This window comes from Bacillus sp. SSR7, assembly GCF_055902415.1.
Genome location: NZ_JBVVXV010000023.1, coordinates 21,013 through 42,480, shown reverse-complemented (window position 1 = coordinate 42,480; position 21,468 = coordinate 21,013). Strand labels below are relative to the sequence as shown.

Genomic DNA, 21,468 nt, shown 5'->3' with positions numbered 1-21,468 from the left:
GTCGGAGGGATCAAGGTGGAAGCAGGCTTCGTAAGTGTAGGCGACGTTACATTTCGTGATTTAGAAGATGAGGCAATCGTTGAGTTAGTTCGAAAAGGTAATACTGACGCTCTAGAATATTTGATTCACAAATATAAGAACTTTGTTCGCGCGAAATCGAGATCTTATTTCTTAGTGGGTGCCGATCGAGAAGATATTGTTCAAGAAGGTATGATTGGATTGTTTAAAGCGATTCGTGATTATAAGGAGGACAAGCTGTCTTCATTCAAAGCATTTGCTGAACTGTGTATCACTCGACAAATTATTACCGCTATTAAAACAGCAACCAGGCAAAAGCATATTCCGTTAAATTCATATGTGTCTTTAGATAAACCGATTTATGACGAGGAATCTGATCGGACATTATTAGATGTTATTTCGGAAGCGAAGGTAACTGATCCTGAAGAAATGATTATAAGTCAGGAAGAATATACAGACATAGAATCTAAAATATCTGAATTATTAAGCGATTTAGAAAGGAAAGTGCTTTCTTTATATCTAGACGGCCGTTCTTATCAAGAGATTTCGGAACAGTTAAATAGACATGTGAAATCTATTGATAACGCTTTACAGAGAGTAAAGCGGAAATTGGAACGATATATGGAAATGAGAGAGAGTACCACTTTAAATTCATAACAAGTACTACAGGTGTAAAAAATCACCTGTTTTCTTTTTGTAGGGAGTACAAAAGGCATGACATTGACATTGTCTTTTATTGTATGATACATTTTTAGGGACATAATGTTACAAGGTTGGTGTAACTAATGAGGAAAAAAGTTGTACTCTCATGTGAAGAGTGTAAAAATCGAAACTACTCTACGATGAAAGATACGAGCTCAGTAGAGCGACTTGAAATAAAGAAATTTTGTAAAACATGCAATCAGCATACAGTTCACAAGGAAACAAAATAAATAATTGAAATAATACACTGGAGGTCCCGTAGATGCGTTTAACGAACTTTTTCGGCGATGTAGGTCGCGAAATGAAAAAAGTAAGTTGGCCTAAAAAAGATGAATTACTCCGTTCAACAGCGACTGTTATCGCTACAGTTGTCTTCTTTGCGATTTTCTTCGCCGTTGTTGATATGGGCATTTCTTCTTTAATTCGGTTAATTCTTGGTTAATTCTTGAATAAGAAGCACTTATCCATGATATAATGTTATTTATAAGAACTGTGTAAAAGCCCGGTGAACGGGTTTTTTCATTTGTGCAAAAAAATGTACGTCAGGGAGGGAAGGACGCTCGTCCTAAATGAATGGAAAAAAGTTGGTATGTTGTCCATACTTATTCTGGATATGAAAATAAAGTAAAAGCAAACCTAGAGAAACGTGTAGAATCAATGGGTATGCAAGATAAAATTTTCCGTGTTGTTGTCCCGGAAGAAGTAGAAGTAGAAATGAAAAACGGTAAAGAAAAATTAATGAAAAGAAAAGTGTTCCCAGGTTATGTATTAGTAGAATTAATCATGACTGATGACTCTTGGTATGTTGTACGTAACACACCAGGTGTAACTGGGTTCGTTGGTTCTTCTGGTTCTGGATCTAAACCATCACCTCTATTAGAAGAGGAAGTTGTTACCATTATGAAACATATGGGAATGGACAACGAAGTGGTTGATTTCGACTTTGAACTTCATGAGACAGTACGTGTAAATGAGGGACCATTCGCAGATTATACAGGTGCTATCGAAGAAATTGATGTGGAGAAGAAGAAGGTTAGCGTGCTTGTGGACATGTTTGGTCGCGAGACTCCAGTTGAACTTGACTTCCATCAAATTGAAAAATTATAAAATGAAACTTGAAATGAATTGTAAAAAGTGATAATATCTTTTAAGTCAGTACGTCTTCGTTATCGGAGACGTTTTTTGAAAGATTTTATCCTTACAGATAAAATATGACGTGGGAGGGCAAATCACTGTCCAATTGACCACATCACGGACTTAAGGAGGTGTGTCTCGTGGCTAAAAAGGTAATTAAAATGGTAAAGCTTCAAATTCCTGCAGGTAAAGCTAACCCAGCTCCACCAGTTGGTCCAGCATTAGGACAAGCAGGTGTTAACATCATGGGCTTCTGTAAAGAGTTTAACGCTCGTACAGCAGATCAAGCTGGTCTTATCATCCCTGTTGAAATTACGGTATTTGAGGACCGTTCATTCACTTTCATTACTAAAACTCCTCCTGCTGCTGTTCTTCTTAAGAAAGTAGCTGGTATTGAGTCTGGTTCTGGTGAACCAAACCGTAATAAAGTGGCAACTGTTAAGCGTGATAAAGTACGCGAAATCGCTGAAACTAAAATGCCTGACCTAAACGCTGCTAGCGTAGAAGCTGCAATGCGTATGGTTGAAGGTACTGCACGCAGTATGGGCATCGTTATCGAAGACTAATTCGATTTGTTTTTTAAAAAAGGTTGCGGGTCTGGAATTCCAATTCGCAACCTTTATTATCGTAAATGATTATCGTTTTTAAATAAATGGATGGCGCGCATCCTCAGGTTATACCTGAAAATAAGCGTAAACGTGGGAGGTTATTCCGCTAAAACCACATTCGAGGAGGAAATAAAAATGGCTAAAAGAGGTAAAAAGTACGTAGAAGCTGCAAAGCTTGTTGATCGTGCAGCTGCTTACTCTGCAACAGAAGCAGTAGAATTAGTAAAGAAAACAAACACAGCTAAATTTGATGCAACTGTAGAAGCTGCATTCCGTTTAGGTGTTGACCCTAAGAAAGCTGACCAACAAATCCGTGGTGCAGTTGTTCTTCCACACGGTACTGGTAAAGTACAACGTGTATTAGTATTCGCTAAAGGTGAAAAAGCTAAAGAAGCTGAAGCTGCTGGAGCTGACTTCGTAGGCGATGCTGATTACATCGGTAAAATCCAACAAGGTTGGTTCGATTTCGATGTAGTAGTAGCAACTCCTGACATGATGGGTGAAGTTGGTAAACTTGGTCGCGTATTAGGACCTAAAGGTTTAATGCCAAACCCTAAAACTGGAACAGTTACTTTCGATGTAACTAAAGCTGTTAACGAAATCAAAGCTGGTAAAGTTGAATACCGCGTTGATAAAGCTGGTAACATCCACGTTCCAATCGGTAAAGTATCTTTCGAAGATGCTAAATTAGTAGAAAACTTCAGAACAATTGCTGACACTTTACAAAAAGTTAAGCCAGCTGCTGCAAAAGGTACTTACATGAAGAACGTAACAGTTGCTTCTACAATGGGACCTGGCGTACGTGTAGACGTTTCTACATTAGCGTAAATTTTGGAAGTTGACTTCATAAAGAAGTTTTTATATAATCATTTATGTTGTGAATTTAAATAGTGTACCGTAGACAGTAGGTGTCAATAGACTTAATTTCCTACCTAGGTGTTAATATACGAAGCGGAATTTTTTTCTGTGACTATATGCCTCCATGTCTACAAGTTGGGCATGGAGGTTTTTAGTGCACTTTCGGTACATCTTCTATATAATCTACAGGAGGTGTAATAACATGAGCAAAGTAATCGAAACTAAACAACAAGTTGTAACTGAAATCGCGGACAAACTTCGCGCTAGTAAATCTACAATCGTTGTTGACTACCGTGGTTTAACAGTTTCTGAAGCAACAGAATTACGTAAGCAATTACGTGAAGCTGGCGTTGAGTTCAAAGTTTACAAAAACTCTCTAACTCGTCGTGCTGCAGAATCTGCTGAAATGGCTGAGTTAAATGAATTCTTAACAGGACCAAACGCAATCGCGTTCAGTAACGAGGATGTAGTTGCTCCTGCGAAAGTATTAAACGACTTCGCTAAAGATCATGAAGCTTTAGAAATTAAAGCGGGCGTAATCGAAGGTAAACTTGTAACACTTGATGAGGTTAAAGCTATCGCTACTCTTCCATCACGTGAAGGCTTACTTTCTATGCTTCTTAGCGTTCTTCAAGCTCCAATCCGTAACCTTGCACTTGCTACTAAAGCAGTTGCAGACCAAAAGGAAGAGCAAGGCGCTTAATTTTTTAAAAGATAATTACGTATTATCGATAAAACAATACAAACCTATTTAAGGGAGGATATTTACAATGACTAAAGAACAAATCATTGAAGCAGTTAAATCTATGACTGTATTAGAACTTAACGACTTAGTAAAAGCTATCGAGGAAGAATTCGGCGTAACTGCTGCTGCTCCTGTAGCTGTTGCTGGTGGCGCTGGAGAAGCTGCTGCTGAGAAAACTGAATTTGATGTGGAACTAACTAGCGCTGGTGCACAAAAAATCAAAGTTATCAAAGTTGTTCGTGAAATCACTGGTCTTGGCTTAAAAGAAGCTAAAGAATTAGTTGACAACACTCCAAAAGTAATCAAAGAAGCTGCTGCTAAAGAAGAAGCTGAAGAAATCAAAGCTAAACTTGAAGAAGTTGGCGCTGCTGTAGAAGTTAAGTAATTAACTTTTGATGCTTTAAAAAAAGCTCGCTCTCATGCGAGCTTTTTTTTTAACTGTAAAGAAAAGAGGTGGCCATATGGCAGACCATTATTTTTCTAACGACCCTTCTAGTAAAAGTGATCGTAAGCGATGGGAATTTACGCTTCGTGGATCTCAATTTACTTTCTTATCTGACCGTGGGGTGTTCTCGAAAAACGAAGTGGACTTTGGTTCTCGTCTTTTAATTGAAGCGTTTCAAGTGCCAGATATTAAAGGTGATATATTAGACGTAGGATGTGGATATGGACCGATTGGTTTATCGTTGGCGAAAGAGTTTCAAGACCGTAAAGTTCACATGGTGGATGTGAATGAAAGGGCGCTTGAGCTTGCGAAAGAAAATGCCGCTAACAATAGAATTGGAAATGTGCACATTTTTCAAAGTAGCGTCTATGAAAACGTAGATGGTATGTATGCTGCTATTCTATCTAATCCTCCAATTCGTGCAGGTAAAGATATCGTGCATGAGATTTTAGAAAAAGCTGTAGAGCATTTAGTTCCAGGTGGAGAGTTGTGGATTGTTATTCAAAAGAAACAAGGTGCACCATCTGCACTGAAGAAACTAGAAGAAGTGTTTTCTGAAGTCGAAGTTGTAGAAAAGAAAAAAGGATATTATATCATAAAATCAAAAAAACGTTGACGGTTATTTTTGGCTATGTTAACATTATACAATGCCAATATATGATTTTCTGCGTTGAGAAAGATGTATATTTTTGTTTCTCTTGGAAAAGATAGTAAAATCAGCAGATTATGAAACAGAATGATGGTTTTCTTATAGAAGCCATTTTTCTTTTTTGAGCAGGTAGAAAGACTCAACGTATTTATCTTTAAGAGAAAAAAGACTACGCTAAATAGCAGTAGTTGTATTTATTTGTGATTTTGCACAAATTTTTTTGTGCATTTATAATACTCATGATTTGAGGGGTGAAGCAGTTGACAGGTCAACTAGTTCAATACGGACGCCACCGCCAACGAAGAAGTTATGCCCGTATTAGTGAAGTATTAGAGTTACCAAATCTTATCGAAATTCAAACCTCTTCTTATCAGTGGTTTCTTGATGAGGGTTTGCGAGAAATGTTCCAAGACATTTCTCCGATTGAAGACTTTACGGGAAATCTATCGCTTGAATTTATCGACTACAGCTTAGGTGAACCTAAATACTCTGTAGACGAATGCAAAGAGCGTGATGTGACGTATGCAGCACCACTTCGTGTAAAAGTGCGTCTAATCAACAAGGAAACTGGTGAAGTAAAAGAACAAGATGTGTTCATGGGAGATTTCCCACTCATGACAGAGACTGGAACATTCGTAATTAACGGTGCAGAACGTGTTATCGTTTCCCAGTTAGTTCGCTCTCCAAGCGTATACTATAGTGGCAAAGTGGATAAAAACGGAAAACGTGGTTTTACTGCTACTGTAATTCCAAACCGCGGAGCTTGGTTAGAGTATGAGACAGATGCTAAGGATGTTGTATATGTGCGTATTGACCGTACGCGTAAACTTCCTGTAACTGTTTTGTTACGCGCATTAGGGTTTGGCTCTGATCAAGAAATCACCGAGCTTTTAGGTGATAACGAATACTTAAGCAACACATTAGAAAAAGACAACACAGATAGCACAGAAAAAGCATTGCTTGAAATTTATGAGCGTCTACGTCCTGGTGAACCACCAACAGTAGAAAATGCTAAGAGCTTACTTGTGTCTCGTTTCTTTGATCCAAAGCGCTACGATTTAGCAAATGTAGGTCGCTACAAGATCAACAAGAAGTTACACATTAAAAACAGATTGTTTAATCAACGTTTAGCTGAAACATTAGTGGATCCAGAAACTGGTGAAATTTTAGCGGCAGAAGGAACAATCTTAGATCGTCGTACACTTGATCGCATTTTACCTTACTTAGAGAAAAACATTGGATTCAAAACAGCGAAGCCAATGGGTGGAGTGGTAGAAGGCGATGTTGAGCTGCAATCTATTAAGATTTATGCTCCTGAGTCAGAAGGCGAGCGCGTAATTAATGTAATCGGTAATGCAAATATTACTCGTGATGTAAAACACATCACACCAGGTGATATTCTTGCTTCTATCAGTTACTTCTTCAACCTACTATACAAAGTAGGGGATACAGATGATATTGACCACTTAGGGAACCGTCGTCTGCGTTCTGTTGGAGAGTTATTACAAAATCAATTCCGTATCGGTCTTTCTCGTATGGAACGTGTTGTTCGTGAGAGAATGTCGATCCAAGATACAAATGCAATTACACCACAGGCACTAATTAATATTCGTCCTGTTATTGCATCTATTAAAGAGTTCTTCGGAAGTTCTCAGTTATCTCAGTTCATGGACCAAACAAACCCATTAGCAGAGTTAACTCACAAACGAAGACTATTTGCATTAGGACCTGGTGGTTTAACGCGTGAGCGCGCAGGCTTTGAAGTACGTGACGTTCACTACTCTCACTATGGTCGTATGTGTCCGATTGAAACACCAGAGGGACCAAACATCGGTTTAATTAACTCATTATCTTCGTTCGCGAAAGTAAATGAGTTTGGTTTCATTGAAACACCATACCGTCGTGTTGACCCAGAAACTGGTCTTGTAACAGGGCATGTTGATTATTTAACAGCAGATGAAGAAGATAATTATGTTGTAGCCCAAGCGAATATGAAATTATCTGAAGAAGGAGAATTCCTTGATGAAGATATCGTAGCTCGTTTCCGTGGTGAAAACATTGTCACAAATAAAGAACGCATCGACTACATGGATGTATCACCAAAACAAGTAGTGTCGGCAGCGACAGCTTGTATTCCGTTCTTAGAAAACGATGACTCTAACCGCGCACTTATGGGAGCGAACATGCAACGTCAGGCGGTTCCGTTAATGAATCCGGAATCTCCGATTGTAGGTACAGGTATGGAGTACGTATCAGCAAAAGACTCAGGTGCTGCAGTAATCTGTAAACACCCTGGTGTTGTTGAACGCGTAGAAGCACGTGAAGTTTGGGTACGTCGCTATGTAGAAGTTGACGGTCAAACAGTAAAAGGCGACTTAGATCGCTACAAAATGCAAAAATTCATTCGTTCTAACCAAGGAACTTGCTACAACCAACGTCCAATCGTAAGTGTTGGAAATGAAGTTGTAAAAGGTGAAATCCTTGCGGATGGTCCTTCTATGGAATTAGGTGAACTAGCACTTGGACGTAACGTGCTTGTTGGCTTCATGACTTGGGACGGTTATAACTACGAGGATGCGATCATCATGAGTGAGCGCCTTGTAAAAGATGATGTGTACACTTCTATTCATATTGAAGAATATGAGTCAGAAGCTCGTGATACGAAGCTTGGACCAGAAGAAATTACACGTGACATTCCAAACGTTGGGGAAGATGCATTACGCAACCTTGACGAGCGCGGTATCATTCGCGTTGGTGCAGAAGTAAAAGATGGAGATTTACTTGTTGGTAAAGTAACACCTAAAGGTGTAACAGAATTAACAGCTGAAGAACGTCTATTACATGCTATCTTTGGAGAAAAAGCGCGTGAAGTACGTGATACATCACTACGTGTACCACACGGTGGTGGCGGTATTATCTTAGACGTAAAAGTATTCAACCGTGAAGATGGCGATGAATTGCCACCAGGCGTGAATCAACTTGTGCGTGCATATATCGTTCAAAAACGTAAAATTTCTGAAGGTGACAAAATGGCCGGACGTCACGGTAACAAAGGTGTTATCTCTCGTATTTTACCAGAAGAAGATATGCCTTACTTACCAGACGGTACGCCAATCGATATCATGTTAAACCCATTAGGGGTACCATCTCGTATGAATATCGGTCAGGTATTAGAGCTTCATCTTGGTATGGCAGCAAGATACCTTGGCATTCACATTGCAACACCAGTATTCGATGGTGCTCGTGAGGAAGATGTTTGGGGCACAATTGAAGAAGCTGGTATGGCAAATGACGCGAAAACAATCCTGTATGACGGACGTACTGGTGAACCATTCGATAACCGTGTATCTGTTGGTGTCATGTATATGATCAAACTTGCGCACATGGTTGACGATAAACTTCATGCTCGTTCTACTGGACCATACTCACTTGTAACGCAGCAGCCTCTTGGAGGTAAAGCTCAGTTCGGTGGACAGCGTTTCGGTGAGATGGAGGTTTGGGCACTTGAAGCTTATGGTGCTGCTTATACTCTTCAAGAAATCTTAACAGTGAAGTCTGATGATGTTGTTGGACGTGTTAAGACGTATGAAGCAATTGTTAAAGGCGAAAATGTTCCAGAACCAGGCGTTCCTGAATCATTCAAAGTATTGATTAAAGAGCTGCAAAGTTTAGGTATGGACGTTAAAATGATGTCTAGCGACGATACAGAAATTGAAATGCGTGATACGGAAGATGACGATGATCATCAATCAGCAGACAAATTGAATGTCGAAGTTGAGACAACTAAGGAATAATTGGGATAACCTGTAGACTAAAAGGGAGGTAGGCCCCTTGATAGATGTAAATAACTTTGAATATATGAAGATTGGACTTGCTTCACCTGACAAGATTCGTTCTTGGTCATACGGTGAAGTTAAGAAACCAGAAACAATTAACTATCGTACGTTAAAGCCTGAAAAAGATGGCTTGTTCTGTGAGCGTATTTTCGGACCACAAAAGGACTGGGAATGTCATTGCGGAAAATACAAACGTGTACGTTATAAAGGTGTAGTTTGTGATCGATGTGGCGTTGAAGTAACGCGTGCGAAAGTACGTCGTGAACGTATGGGTCATATCGAATTAGCTGCTCCTGTATCTCATATTTGGTATTTCAAAGGTATCCCGAGCCGCATGGGACTTGTCTTAGACATGTCCCCTCGCGCGCTTGAAGAAGTAATTTATTTCGCTTCTTATGTTGTAACAGAAAGTGGAGATACACCACTTGATAAGAAGCAATTACTTTCTGAAAAAGAATACCGTGCATATCGTGATCGATATGGTAGCACATTCCAAGCTGCTATGGGTGCAGAAGCGATTAAAAAGCTATTACAAGACATCGATTTAGATAAAGAAGTAGACTTCTTAAAAGAAGAATTAAAAACAGCACAAGGACAACGCCGTACTCGTGCTATTAAACGTCTAGAAGTATTAGAAGCATTCCGTAACTCTGGAAATGAGCCATCTTGGATGATCTTAGATGTTCTACCAGTAATCCCACCAGAACTACGCCCAATGGTACAGTTAGATGGTGGACGTTTTGCTACTTCTGACTTAAACGACTTATACCGTCGTGTAATTAACCGTAACAACCGTTTAAAACGTCTATTGGACTTAGGTGCACCAAGCATTATCGTTCAAAACGAAAAACGTATGTTACAAGAAGCTGTAGACGCATTAATCGATAATGGTCGTCGTGGCCGTCCAGTTACTGGACCAGGTAACCGTCCATTAAAATCACTATCTCACATGCTTAAAGGTAAACAAGGACGTTTCCGTCAAAACTTATTAGGTAAACGTGTTGACTACTCTGGTCGTTCTGTAATCGTTGTAGGACCGAACTTAAAGATGTATCAATGTGGATTACCGAAAGAGATGGCACTTGAACTGTTCAAACCTTTCGTAATGAAAGAGTTAGTTGAAAAAGGATTAGCACACAACATTAAGAGTGCGAAACGTAAAATCGAGCGTGTACAACCTGAAGTTTGGGACGTTTTAGAATCTGTGATTAAAGAACATCCAGTACTTCTAAACCGCGCACCAACACTTCACCGTCTTGGTATTCAGGCGTTTGAACCTACATTAGTAGAAGGTCGCGCAATCCGTCTTCACCCACTTGTATGTACTGCATACAACGCGGACTTTGACGGTGACCAAATGGCCGTTCACGTACCTTTATCATCAGAAGCACAAGCAGAAGCTCGTCTTCTTATGTTAGCGGCACAAAACATCTTGAACCCGAAAGACGGTAAACCAGTTGTTACTCCATCTCAGGATATGGTATTAGGTAACTACTACTTAACACTTGAGCGTGAAGGCGCAATCGGTGAAGGTATGGTCTTCAAAGATGCAAACGAAGCATTACTTGCATACCAAAATGGATATGTACATCTTCATACACGTGTTGCAGTAGCTGCAAGCGCAGTAAACAACGCAACATTTACTGAAGAGCAAAAGAGTATGCTTCTATTAACAACAGTTGGTAAATTAATATTTAACGAAATCTTACCAGAGTCGTTCCCTTATATTAATGAACCAACAAATTCAAACCTTGAAAAAGAAACACCAGCGAAATATTTCGTTGAAAAAGGTGCGAACATTAAAGAGATTATTGCTAGTCGCGAAGAAGTGGCGCCATTCAGCAAGAAAATCCTTGGTAACATCATTGCGGAAGTGTTTAAACGTTTCAAAATTACAGAAACGTCTCGCATGCTTGACCGTATGAAAAACTTAGGATTCAAGTACTCTACAAAAGCTGGTATTACAGTTGGGGTATCTGACATTCTTGTATTAGGCGAAAAAGATGAAATTCTCCACGAAGCACAAGCAAAAGTAGATAATGTAATTAAACAATTCCGTCGCGGTTTAATCACGGAAGAAGAACGTTACGATCGCGTTATCTCTATTTGGAGTAATGCAAAAGATGTTATCCAAGGAAAACTGATGAAGTCCTTGAATAAACGCAACCCAATCTTCATGATGAGTGATTCCGGTGCCCGTGGTAACGCATCGAACTTTACTCAGCTTGCTGGTATGCGTGGTCTGATGGCCAATCCATCTGGTCGTATCATCGAACTTCCAATCAAATCAAGTTTCCGTGAAGGTTTAACAGTACTTGAGTACTTCATCTCTACGCATGGTGCACGTAAAGGTCTTGCCGATACAGCACTGAAAACTGCCGATTCTGGTTACTTAACACGTCGTCTTGTTGACGTTGCACAAGATGTAATCGTTCGTGAAGATGATTGTGGAACAGATCGCGGTTTATTAATTGGTGCGATTAAAGAGGGTAATGAAGTTATCGAGTCATTATATGATCGTCTTGTTGGACGTTTTGCAAGAAAAACTGTAAAACATCCTGAAACAGGTGAAGTATTAGTTGCTGAAAATCAATTAATTACTGAAGATATCGCTCATATCGTTGAAAATTCGGGTGTTGAAACTGTAAACATTCGTTCAGCGTTCACGTGTAACACTCGCCACGGTGTATGTAAGAAGTGTTACGGTCGTAACTTAGCAACTGGAACAGATGTAGAAGTAGGGGAAGCGGTAGGTATTATCGCAGCTCAATCTATCGGTGAGCCAGGTACACAGTTAACGATGCGTACGTTCCATACAGGTGGGGTTGCCGGAGATGATATCACTCAAGGTTTACCTCGTATCCAAGAGATCTTCGAAGCTCGTAATCCGAAAGGTCAGGCTGTTATCAGTGAAATCGACGGTGTTATCGCAGCGATCAACGATGTTAAAGATCGCCAAGAAGTAGTTGTACAGGGTGAAGTTGAAGCTCGTACGTATGCTATTCCTTACGGTGCTCGTCTGAAAGTAATTCCAGGACAGAAAATTAGCCACGGTAAAGAGTTAACAGAAGGTTCTATTGATCCGAAAGAATTACTAAAAGTAACGGACATTACGGCAGTTCAAGAATACTTATTACGTGAAGTTCAAAAAGTATACCGTATGCAAGGGGTAGAAATTGGTGACAAACACGTAGAAGTAATGGTACGCCAAATGTTACGTAAAGTACGTGTAAGTGATGCAGGTGAAACAGATGTATTACCAGGAACATTACTAGATATCCATCAGTTTACTGATGCGAATGCGAAGGTGTTACTGCAAGGTAAACAACCAGCAACAGCTAGACCTGTTCTACTTGGTATTACAAAAGCTTCACTTGAAACAGATTCATTCTTATCTGCAGCATCGTTCCAAGAAACAACTCGTGTCTTAACTGATGCAGCGATTAAGGGTAAACGCGATGAGCTTCTAGGATTGAAAGAAAATGTTATTATCGGTAAACTTGTTCCTGCTGGAACAGGTATGAATCGTTATCGCAAAGTGGATCTTGTTAAAACAACACAAGATGACATGAATGTAGAAAACGATGAAGTTTATGTGGAACAGTAAAATTTTCCGTCGTAAATTTTGTATAAAAACAGTTAATCCTAGTTGACATTGTATGAGTCAAAATGTTACTATAAGCAAGGTTGCTCCTGAACGATGCTTTGGAGGATATTTATATGTCTTATCAAAAAGTGTCAAATGCTGAAAATGTGGTCGTTGGTCATAAACGCACATTGGAAGCAATCAAAAATGGTATAGTTAAAGAAGTTGTTATTGCAGAAGATGCTGATATGCGGTTAACCCATGTTATCATTCGCACTGCATTGCAACATAACATACCCATAATAAAAGTTGAATCAGTTCGTAAACTTGGAAAAGTTGCGGGGATTCAAGTGGGAGCTTCAGCAATAGGAATAATAAGTTAAAACTGTTTTTGTGAGGAGAGAGCATTTGCTCTCCCTTGCAAAAACTTTGTTTTCAACTAATAATGAACCACCTGGATATGTGGTCATACAAACATGCGAAGGGAGGATAATCAAATGCCTACTATTAACCAATTAGTGAGAAATGGTCGTACTGATAAAGTATGGAAATCTAAATCACCTGCGTTAAACAAAGGTTTTAACTCTTTAAAGAAAAAATCAACTGATATCTCTGCACCTCAAAAACGTGGTGTATGTACTCGTGTTGGTACAATGACTCCAAAGAAACCTAACTCAGCGTTACGTAAATATGCTCGTGTTCGTTTAACAAATGGTATTGAGGTAACAGCATACATCCCAGGTATCGGTCACAACTTACAAGAGCACAGCGTAGTATTAATTCGCGGTGGTCGTGTAAAAGACTTACCAGGGGTACGTTACCACATCGTTCGTGGTGCGCTTGATACAGCTGGTGTTGACAAGCGTATGCAAGGCCGTTCTAAATACGGTACTAAAAAGCCAAAAGCGGCTAAGAAATAATAACTTTTTAATGAAAGGAGGAACTCAATATGCCTCGTAAAGGACCTGTTGCAAAACGTGACGTGTTACCAGATCCAATGTACAATTCGAAGCTAGTAACACGCCTTATCAACAAAATGATGGTTGACGGTAAAAAAGGTAAATCTCAAACAATTCTTTATAATGCGTTCGATATCGTAAGCGAACGTACTGGTAAAGAGCCAATGGAAGTATTCGAGCAAGCTCTTAAGAACATTATGCCTGTTCTTGAAGTACGCGCTCGTCGTGTTGGTGGTGCTAACTACCAAGTTCCAGTTGAGGTTCGTCCAGAACGCCGTACAACTTTAGGTCTTCGTTGGTTAGTAAACTACGCTCGTCTTCGTGGTGAAAAAACTATGGAAGAGCGTCTTGCTAACGAAATCTTAGATGCAGCTAACAACGCTGGTGCATCTGTTAAGAAACGTGAAGATACTCATAAAATGGCAGAAGCTAACAAAGCATTTGCTCATTACCGTTGGTAGGATTCAACGTAAAATAAATGTAAGCATAAACCGCTTTATTTGTCGCTTATGGAAGTGTGGAGAGGGAGAATGCCTCTCCCTTTCGTTGGGCGCTCGTTTTACATAATGAGGGTACTGGACATACTGACATGTGTAACAATATAAAGTGGCTTTTTTGCTACTTAAAATAAAAAAAATCCAATCCATATATGGAAGGAGCAAGACACCAAATGGCAAGAGAGTTCTCTTTAGAAAACACTCGTAATATTGGTATCATGGCTCACATCGATGCTGGTAAAACAACAGCTACTGAGCGTATTCTGTACTACACAGGACGTATTCACAAAATCGGTGAAACTCACGAAGGTGCATCTCAGATGGACTGGATGGAGCAAGAGCAAGAGCGTGGTATCACAATTACTTCTGCTGCAACTACAGCACAATGGAAAGGTCACCGTGTAAACATCATTGACACTCCAGGTCACGTAGACTTCACAGTAGAAGTAGAACGTTCTTTACGCGTACTTGATGGCGCGGTAGCAGTACTTGATGCACAATCTGGTGTAGAACCACAAACAGAAACTGTTTGGCGTCAGGCTACTACTTACGGCGTACCTCGTATCGTATTCGTTAACAAAATGGATAAAATCGGTGCTGACTTCTTATACTCTGTAGGAACAATCCACGATCGTTTACAAGCAAACGCACACCCAATTCAGTTACCAATCGGTGCTGAAGATGAGTTCAATGGTATCATTGACCTTGTTGAAGAATGTGCTTACATGTACGGTAACGATTTAGGAACAGACATTCAACGTGTTGAAATTCCTGAAGAGCATAAAGAACTAGCTGAAGAATACCGTGGAAAACTTATTGAAGCGGTAGCTGAGCTTGATGAAGAAATGATGATGAAGTACCTAGAAGGTGAAGAAATCACTGTAGAAGAGCTTAAAGCTGGTATCCGTAAGGCTACAACTTCTGTAGAATTCTTCCCAGTAATCTGTGGTTCTGCATTCAAAAACAAAGGTGTTCAAATTCTGTTAGACGCAGTTATCGACTACCTACCATCTCCATTAGACGTACCTGCTATTAAAGGTACTCTTCCGGATACAGATGAAGAAGTAGAACGTAAGTCTAGCGATGAAGAACCATTCGCAGCTTTAGCATTCAAAATCATGACTGACCCTTATGTTGGTAAGTTAACGTTCTTCCGTGTGTACTCTGGTGTGTTAAACTCTGGATCATACGTGAAAAACTCAACTAAAGGTAAGCGTGAGCGTGTAGGTCGTATCCTACAAATGCACGCTAACAGCCGTGAAGAGATTTCAACAGTTTACGCTGGTGATATCGCTGCTGCTGTAGGTTTAAAAGATACTACTACTGGTGATACTCTTTGTGACGAGAAGAGCCTTGTTATCCTTGAGTCTATGGAATTCCCAGAGCCAGTTATCTCTGTAGCTATCGAACCAAAATCAAAAGCTGACCAAGATAAAATGGGTACAGCATTATCTAAGCTTTCTGAAGAAGATCCAACATTCCGTGCTCACACTGACCAAGAAACTGGCCAAACAATCATCGCTGGTATGGGTGAACTTCACCTTGATATCATCGTTGACCGTATGCGCCGTGAATTCAAAGTTGAAGCAAACGTTGGTGCTCCTCAGGTAGCATACCGTGAGACTTTCCGCGCTGCTGCGAAAGTTGAAGGTAAGTTCGCTCGTCAATCTGGTGGACGTGGACAATTCGGTCACGTTTGGATTGAGTTTGAACCTAACGAAGAAGGTAAAGGATTCGAATTCGAAAACAAGATCGTCGGTGGTGTTGTTCCACGTGAATACATCCCAGCTGTAGGCGCAGGTCTTGAAGATGCACTTAAAAATGGTGTACTTGCTGGATATCCAGTAGTAGACATTAAAGCTGCATTAGTTGACGGATCTTACCATGATGTCGATTCATCTGAGATGGCGTTCAAAATCGCTGCATCTATGGCACTTAAAGCTGCGGTTTCTAAATGTAACCCAGTAATTCTTGAGCCAATGATGAAAGTTGAAGTTGTAATTCCTGAAGAGTACATGGGTGACATTATGGGTGACGTAACATCTCGTCGTGGACGTGTAGAAGGTATGGAAGCTCGCGGTAACGCTCAAGTTGTTCGCGCTATGGTTCCACTTTCTGAAATGTTCGGTTATGCAACGTCATTACGTTCTAACACTCAAGGACGCGGAACATTCTCTATGGTGTTTGACCACTATGAAGAAGTACCAAAGTCTGTTTCTGAAGAAATTATCAAAAAAAATAAAGGTGAATAATTGATTTTTATCGATTCTTCACGTATAACTACTTATGTAAGCTTAGAAAGTGGGACGCAAGTTTCACTTTCTAGCCTAAATATAAAATAACCTATATAAACTAAGGAGGAATTTAGAATGGCTAAAGCTAAATTCGAACGTTCTAAACCCCATGTTAACATCGGTACAATCGGCCACGTTGACCATGGTAAAACTACATTAACTGCTGCGATCACTACAGTACTTGCAAAAGCTGGTGGTGCTGAAGCACGCGGATACGATCAAATCGATGCTGCTCCAGAAGAAAGAGAGCGCGGTATCACAATCTCAACTGCACACGTTGAGTACGAAACTGAAACTCGTCACTATGCACACGTTGACTGCCCAGGTCACGCTGACTATGTTAAAAACATGATCACTGGTGCTGCTCAAATGGACGGCGGTATCTTAGTAGTATCTGCTGCTGATGGCCCAATGCCTCAAACTCGTGAGCACATCCTTCTTTCTCGTCAAGTAGGTGTACCTTACATCGTTGTATTCTTAAACAAATGCGACATGGTAGACGACGAAGAATTATTAGAATTAGTAGAAATGGAAGTTCGCGACCTATTATCTGAATACGGATTCCCAGGCGACGACATTCCTGTAATCAAAGGTTCTGCTCTTAAAGCTCTTCAAGGAGAAGCTGATTGGGAAGCAAAAATCATTGAATTAATGGCTGAAGTTGATGCTTACATCCCAACTCCAGAACGTGAAACTGACAAACCATTCTTAATGCCTGTAGAGGACGTATTCTCTATCACAGGTCGTGGTACAGTTGCTACTGGTCGTGTTGAGCGCGGTATCGTTAAAGTTGGTGACGTAGTAGAAATCATCGGTCTTGCTGAAGAAAATGCTTCTACAACTGTAACTGGTGTAGAGATGTTCCGTAAACTTCTTGACCAAGCTCAAGCTGGAGACAACATCGGTGCTTTACTTCGTGGGGTTGCTCGTGAAGACATCCAACGTGGACAAGTACTTGCAAAAAGCGGTTCTGTAAAAGCTCACGCTAAATTCAAAGCTGAAGTTTTCGTATTATCTAAAGAAGAAGGTGGACGTCACACTCCATTCTTCGCTAACTACCGTCCTCAGTTCTACTTCCGTACAACTGACGTAACTGGTATCATCCAATTACCAGAAGGTACTGAAATGGTAATGCCTGGTGACAACATCGAAATGACTATCGAACTTATCGCTCCAATCGCTATCGAAGAGGGAACTAAATTCTCTATTCGTGAAGGTGGACGTACAGTAGGTTACGGTGTAGTTGCTACTATCGTTGAGTAATCTTAACTGATATAAAAAACCCCGAGGGATTTTCCCTTGGGGTTTTTGTTTGCGTTTATATAATAAACAAAATGATTATTTCATGTTTTGACGAGTTTCTTCTATAGTAATATAAAATCAACAAAACCAAAATCCAGAAACTGTAAAATGAATTCTGCTAGATGAAAACTTGAAATTCTTTAAAGTGCCATGTATAATAGCAAAAGTAGAGAAAAGCAGATGCAAACAAAAAGATGCTTGCATCTAGACGAATAACATTGTATAATAGACAATGTTGGTCTTTGACTGCGATGAAGTGGAAGGTTGCTGACACACCCGGCCGCTTTGCCATGGCATGGTGTGGGGAAATTTCCATGGAGAAGGTCTATTTTAGAAATAGGCGAACGAAGGAGGGAAAATAATGGCAAAAGAAAAAATTCGTATCCGTTTAAAAGCTTACGATCACCGTATTCTTGATCAGTCAGCTGAGAAAATTGTAGAAACAGCTAAGCGTTCTGGGGCAACAGTTTCTGGTCCGATCCCATTACCAACTGAAAAAACTGTTTACACAATTCTTCGTGCTGTTCATAAGTACAAAGATTCTCGTGAGCAATTCGAAATGCGCACGCACAAACGTCTAATCGACATCGTGAGTCCTACTCCACAAACAGTAGATTCATTAATGCGTTTAGACTTACCATCTGGTGTAGATATCGAAATCAAACTATAATTTATATAACTTAAAAATGTAGGAGGTGTAACTCATGACCAAAGGAATCTTAGGAAGAAAGATCGGTATGACTCAAGTATTTGCTGAGAACGGTGAGTTAATCCCAGTAACAGTTATCGCTGCTAATCCAAACGTTGTTCTTCAAAAGAAAACAACTGAAACTGATGGCTACAACGCAATTCAGTTAGGATTTGAAGATAAGCGTGAAAAGTTAACTAACAAACCTGAACAAGGCCACACTGCTAAAGCATCTACAACTCCTAAGCGCTTCATTCGCGAAATCCGCGATGCAGACGTGGACGGATTAGAGGTTGGTCAAGAGGTAAAAGTTGACGTATTCGCTACAGGTGAAATCGTTGATGTAACAGGAATTTCTAAAGGTAAAGGTTTCCAAGGTGTTATCAAACGCCACGGACAATCTCGCGGACCTATGTCTCATGGTTCTCGCTATCACCGTCGTCCAGGTTCAATGGGCCCAGTTGCTCCGAACCGTGTATTCAAAGGCAAAAAACTTGCTGGACGTATGGGTGGAGACCAAGTTACTATCCAAAACTTAGAAATCGTTCAAGTTGACACTGAGCGCAACTTATTACTAGTAAAAGGTAACGTTCCAGGTGCTAAGAAATCTCTTGTAGTTGTTCAAGGCGCTGTGAAGGTTAGCAAATAATTCACAATAGGAAGGAGGAATTCCAATGCCAAAAGTTACTGTATATAACCAAACTGGTTCACAGGTTGGTGAAATCGAATTAGCTGAAGCTATTTTCGGTATCGAACCAAATGAAGCTGTACTTTTCGAAGCTGTAATGATGCAACGTGCATCTTTACGTCAAGGTACACACAAAGTAAAAACTCGCTCTGAAGTTCGCGGTGGTGGTCGTAAACCATGGCGTCAAAAAGGAACTGGACGTGCTCGTCAAGGGTCTATCCGCTCTCCTCAATGGCGTGGTGGTGGTACGGTATTCGGACCTACACCAAGAAGCTATGCGTACAAACTTCCTAAGAAAGTTCGTCGTTTAGCAATCAAATCTGCATTAGCTACTAAAGTAGTTGAGAACAACATTGTAGTTCTTGAAGACCTAGTGTTAAATGCACCAAAAACAAAAGATATGCTAGCAGTACTTAAAGGATTAACTGTTGAGAAGAAAGCTCTTATCGTAACTGCTGATGCAAACGAATCTGTAGAGTTATCTGCTCGCAATATCCCTGGAGTAACAGTAATCACTGCTGATGGCGTAAACGTTTTAGACGTGCTTCATCATGATAAGCTAATCATGACAAAAGCGGCAGTGGAAAAAGTAGAGGAGGTGCTTGCATAATGAGAGATCCTCGTGATATCATTAAGCGCCCAGTTATCACTGAACGTTCTATGGAAATGATGGCTGAAAAAAAATACACGTTCGATGTGGACGTTAAATCTAATAAAACAGAAGTTAAAGATGCTCTAGAAGCGATCTTTGGTGTTAAAGTAGAAAAAGTGAACATCATGAACTACAAGCCGAAAGCAAAACGCGTTGGTCGTCACGCTGGTTTTACTAGCCGTCGTCGTAAAGCAATCGTTAAGCTAACTGCTGACAGCAAAGAAATCGAAATCTTCCAAGGCGTTTAATTCTTACTAAAGAAGGAGGGAAATTGAGATGGGAATTAAAAAGTATAATCCAACTACTAACGGTCGTCGTAACATGACTACGAATGATTTCGCTGAAATCACGACTGACAGACCCGAAAAGTCTTTACTTGCTCCTTTAAGCAAAAAGGCTGGTCGTAATAACCAAGGTAAAATCACTGTACGTCATCAAGGTGGCGGACACAAGCGTCAATACCGTATCATCGACTTCAAACGTAACAAAGATGGAATTCCAGGACGCGTTGCTACGATCGAATACGATCCAAACCGCTCTGCGAATATCGCATTAATTAACTACGTTGACGGTGAAAAACGTTACATTCTTGCTCCTAAGAACTTAGAAGTAGGTATGGAAATTATGTCTGGCGCTGAAGCTGACATTAAAATCGGTAACGCATTACCATTAATCAACATTCCAGTAGGTACTGTTGTTCATAACATCGAGCTTAAACCAGGTCGTGGTGGACAATTAGTTCGTTCTGCTGGTACATCTGCACAAGTACTTGGTAAAGAAGGTAAATACGTTCTTGTACGTTTAACTTCTGGTGAAGTGCGTCTTGTATTATCTGCTTGCCGTGCAACTGTAGGTCAAGTTGGTAACGAGTCACACGAACTTATCAAGATCGGTAAAGCTGGTCGCTCTCGCTGGTTAGGTAAGCGCCCAACTGTTCGTGGTTCTGTAATGAACCCAGTTGATCACCCACACGGTGGTGGTGAAGGACGTTCACCAATCGGACGTAAGTCTCCAATGTCTCCATGGGGTAAACCAACTCTTGGATTCAAAACTCGTAAGAAAAACAAAGCGTCTGACAAATTCATCGTTCGTCGTCGTAAAAAATAATGGGATTGTAGTACGGTTCACTTTAAGAACCGTACGGCAATCACGAAGGGAGGCACCAAAATGGCTCGTAGCTTGAAAAAAGGACCATTTGTCGATGATCATTTAATGAGTAAAATTGCAAAGCTAAATGAAACTGAGCAAAAGCAAGTTGTTAAAACTTGGTCTCGTCGTTCAACGATCTTCCCTCAGTTCATCGGTCACACAATCGCTGTATATGACGGTCGTAAACATGTACCTGTATATGTTACTGAAGACATGGTAGGCCACAAGTTAGGTGAATTCGCACCAACTCGTACGTATAAAGGTCATGATGCTGACGATAAGAAAACTAGAAGATAATGAGAGGAGGCACTTCAATGCAAGCTAAAGCAGTAGCGAGAACAGTTCGTATTGCTCCTCGTAAAGTTCGTTTAGTTGTAGACTTAATCCGAGGTAAGCAAGTGGGTGAAGCGATTGCTATCCTTAACCACACACCAAAAACTGCTTCTCCAGTTGTAGAAAAAGTTTTAAAATCTGCAATCGCAAATGCAGAGCACAATTATGAAATGGACATTAACAACCTAGTTGTTGAGAAAGTTTTCGTTGACGAAGGTCCAACGTTAAAACGTTTCCGTCCACGTGCAATGGGTCGTGCAAGCCAAATTAACAAACGCACAAGCCACATCACAGTTGTGGTATCAGAAAAGAAGGAGGGATAATC

23 protein-coding genes and 1 other annotated feature are annotated in these 21,468 nt (G+C 40.3%); all 23 genes read left to right on the top strand.

Going from position 1 to position 21,468, the window contains the following annotated elements; genetic code table 11:
• Positions 1–15 precede the first annotated feature (15 nt).
• Positions 16–675, top strand: a complete 660-nt coding sequence (locus tag AC0NJG_RS26865; protein ID WP_000387198.1) for an RNA polymerase factor sigma-70 — start codon at positions 16–18, stop codon at positions 673–675.
• A 128-nt stretch (positions 676–803) separates the two neighbouring features.
• Positions 804–950 (top strand): 50S ribosomal protein L33, encoded by a 147-nt coding sequence (gene rpmG / locus AC0NJG_RS26860; protein ID WP_002070160.1) that lies wholly within the window; start codon positions 804–806, stop codon positions 948–950.
• A gap of 32 nt (positions 951–982) precedes the next feature.
• Positions 983–1,162 (top strand): preprotein translocase subunit SecE, encoded by a 180-nt coding sequence (gene secE, locus AC0NJG_RS26855; RefSeq protein ID WP_001241321.1) that lies wholly within the window; start codon positions 983–985, stop codon positions 1,160–1,162.
• Positions 1,163–1,293: 131 nt separating this feature from the next.
• A complete protein-coding gene (gene nusG / locus AC0NJG_RS26850) occupies positions 1,294–1,827 on the top strand; it encodes a transcription termination/antitermination protein NusG (RefSeq protein WP_000415794.1) in 534 nt (177 codons plus the stop codon).
• 167 nt (positions 1,828–1,994) lie between these two features.
• Complete coding sequence (rplK, locus tag AC0NJG_RS26845) at positions 1,995–2,420, top strand: 50S ribosomal protein L11 (protein ID WP_001085872.1); 426 nt, start codon at positions 1,995–1,997, stop codon at positions 2,418–2,420.
• Between the two features lie 177 nt (positions 2,421–2,597).
• The gene (gene rplA / locus AC0NJG_RS26840) at positions 2,598–3,290 is read left to right on the top strand and encodes a 50S ribosomal protein L1 (protein ID WP_002020168.1); all 693 of its coding nucleotides are present in this window, start codon (positions 2,598–2,600) and stop codon (positions 3,288–3,290) included.
• A gap of 49 nt (positions 3,291–3,339) precedes the next feature.
• Positions 3,340–3,483 (top strand) — a sequence feature (ribosomal protein L10 leader region).
• Positions 3,484–3,522: 39 nt separating this feature from the next.
• Positions 3,523–4,023 (top strand): 50S ribosomal protein L10, encoded by a 501-nt coding sequence (rplJ, locus tag AC0NJG_RS26835; protein ID WP_000048716.1) that lies wholly within the window; start codon positions 3,523–3,525, stop codon positions 4,021–4,023.
• A 67-nt stretch (positions 4,024–4,090) separates the two neighbouring features.
• Positions 4,091–4,450, top strand: a complete 360-nt coding sequence (gene rplL / locus AC0NJG_RS26830; RefSeq protein ID WP_000159736.1) for a 50S ribosomal protein L7/L12 — start codon at positions 4,091–4,093, stop codon at positions 4,448–4,450.
• 76 nt (positions 4,451–4,526) lie between these two features.
• Complete coding sequence (locus AC0NJG_RS26825) at positions 4,527–5,126, top strand: class I SAM-dependent methyltransferase (RefSeq protein WP_000763282.1); 600 nt, start codon at positions 4,527–4,529, stop codon at positions 5,124–5,126.
• Between the two features lie 293 nt (positions 5,127–5,419).
• Positions 5,420–8,953, top strand: a complete 3,534-nt coding sequence (gene rpoB / locus AC0NJG_RS26820; RefSeq protein WP_474063640.1) for a DNA-directed RNA polymerase subunit beta — start codon at positions 5,420–5,422, stop codon at positions 8,951–8,953.
• Between the two features lie 37 nt (positions 8,954–8,990).
• Positions 8,991–12,602, top strand: a complete 3,612-nt coding sequence (rpoC, locus tag AC0NJG_RS26815) for a DNA-directed RNA polymerase subunit beta' (protein WP_000567937.1) — start codon at positions 8,991–8,993, stop codon at positions 12,600–12,602.
• Positions 12,603–12,715: 113 nt separating this feature from the next.
• Positions 12,716–12,964 (top strand): ribosomal L7Ae/L30e/S12e/Gadd45 family protein, encoded by a 249-nt coding sequence (locus AC0NJG_RS26810; protein WP_087951330.1) that lies wholly within the window; start codon positions 12,716–12,718, stop codon positions 12,962–12,964.
• 114 nt (positions 12,965–13,078) lie between these two features.
• Complete coding sequence (rpsL, locus tag AC0NJG_RS26805) at positions 13,079–13,501, top strand: 30S ribosomal protein S12 (RefSeq protein WP_001142340.1); 423 nt, start codon at positions 13,079–13,081, stop codon at positions 13,499–13,501.
• Between the two features lie 29 nt (positions 13,502–13,530).
• The gene (gene rpsG, locus AC0NJG_RS26800; RefSeq protein WP_001137493.1) at positions 13,531–14,001 is read left to right on the top strand and encodes a 30S ribosomal protein S7; all 471 of its coding nucleotides are present in this window, start codon (positions 13,531–13,533) and stop codon (positions 13,999–14,001) included.
• A 209-nt stretch (positions 14,002–14,210) separates the two neighbouring features.
• Positions 14,211–16,289 carry an elongation factor G gene (gene fusA / locus AC0NJG_RS26795; RefSeq protein ID WP_087951331.1) on the top strand — a complete coding sequence of 693 codons (2,079 nt, stop codon included), beginning with the start codon at positions 14,211–14,213 and terminating at the stop codon, positions 16,287–16,289.
• A gap of 117 nt (positions 16,290–16,406) precedes the next feature.
• Positions 16,407–17,594, top strand: a complete 1,188-nt coding sequence (gene tuf / locus AC0NJG_RS26790; RefSeq protein ID WP_001029614.1) for an elongation factor Tu — start codon at positions 16,407–16,409, stop codon at positions 17,592–17,594.
• Between the two features lie 400 nt (positions 17,595–17,994).
• The gene (gene rpsJ, locus AC0NJG_RS26785; RefSeq protein WP_001040596.1) at positions 17,995–18,303 is read left to right on the top strand and encodes a 30S ribosomal protein S10; all 309 of its coding nucleotides are present in this window, start codon (positions 17,995–17,997) and stop codon (positions 18,301–18,303) included.
• A gap of 34 nt (positions 18,304–18,337) precedes the next feature.
• On the top strand, positions 18,338–18,970 hold the full coding sequence (rplC, locus tag AC0NJG_RS26780) for a 50S ribosomal protein L3 (protein WP_000160207.1): 633 nt from the start codon (positions 18,338–18,340) through the stop codon (positions 18,968–18,970).
• Between the two features lie 25 nt (positions 18,971–18,995).
• Positions 18,996–19,619 carry a 50S ribosomal protein L4 gene (gene rplD, locus AC0NJG_RS26775; protein WP_001127258.1) on the top strand — a complete coding sequence of 208 codons (624 nt, stop codon included), beginning with the start codon at positions 18,996–18,998 and terminating at the stop codon, positions 19,617–19,619.
• Positions 19,619–19,909: a 50S ribosomal protein L23 gene (rplW, locus tag AC0NJG_RS26770; RefSeq protein WP_001205558.1), complete on the top strand. Its 291-nt coding sequence runs from the start codon at positions 19,619–19,621 to the stop codon at positions 19,907–19,909. Before rplD ends, rplW begins: the two co-directional genes overlap by 1 nt.
• Before the next feature lie 28 nt (positions 19,910–19,937).
• Positions 19,938–20,768, top strand: coding sequence for a 50S ribosomal protein L2 (gene rplB / locus AC0NJG_RS26765; RefSeq protein ID WP_000511580.1), 831 nt, complete (start codon positions 19,938–19,940; stop codon positions 20,766–20,768).
• Positions 20,769–20,828: 60 nt separating this feature from the next.
• The gene (rpsS, locus tag AC0NJG_RS26760) at positions 20,829–21,107 is read left to right on the top strand and encodes a 30S ribosomal protein S19 (RefSeq protein WP_000124453.1); all 279 of its coding nucleotides are present in this window, start codon (positions 20,829–20,831) and stop codon (positions 21,105–21,107) included.
• A gap of 17 nt (positions 21,108–21,124) precedes the next feature.
• Complete coding sequence (gene rplV / locus AC0NJG_RS26755; RefSeq protein WP_001148024.1) at positions 21,125–21,466, top strand: 50S ribosomal protein L22; 342 nt, start codon at positions 21,125–21,127, stop codon at positions 21,464–21,466.
• The last annotated feature ends 2 nt before the right edge of the window (positions 21,467–21,468 follow it).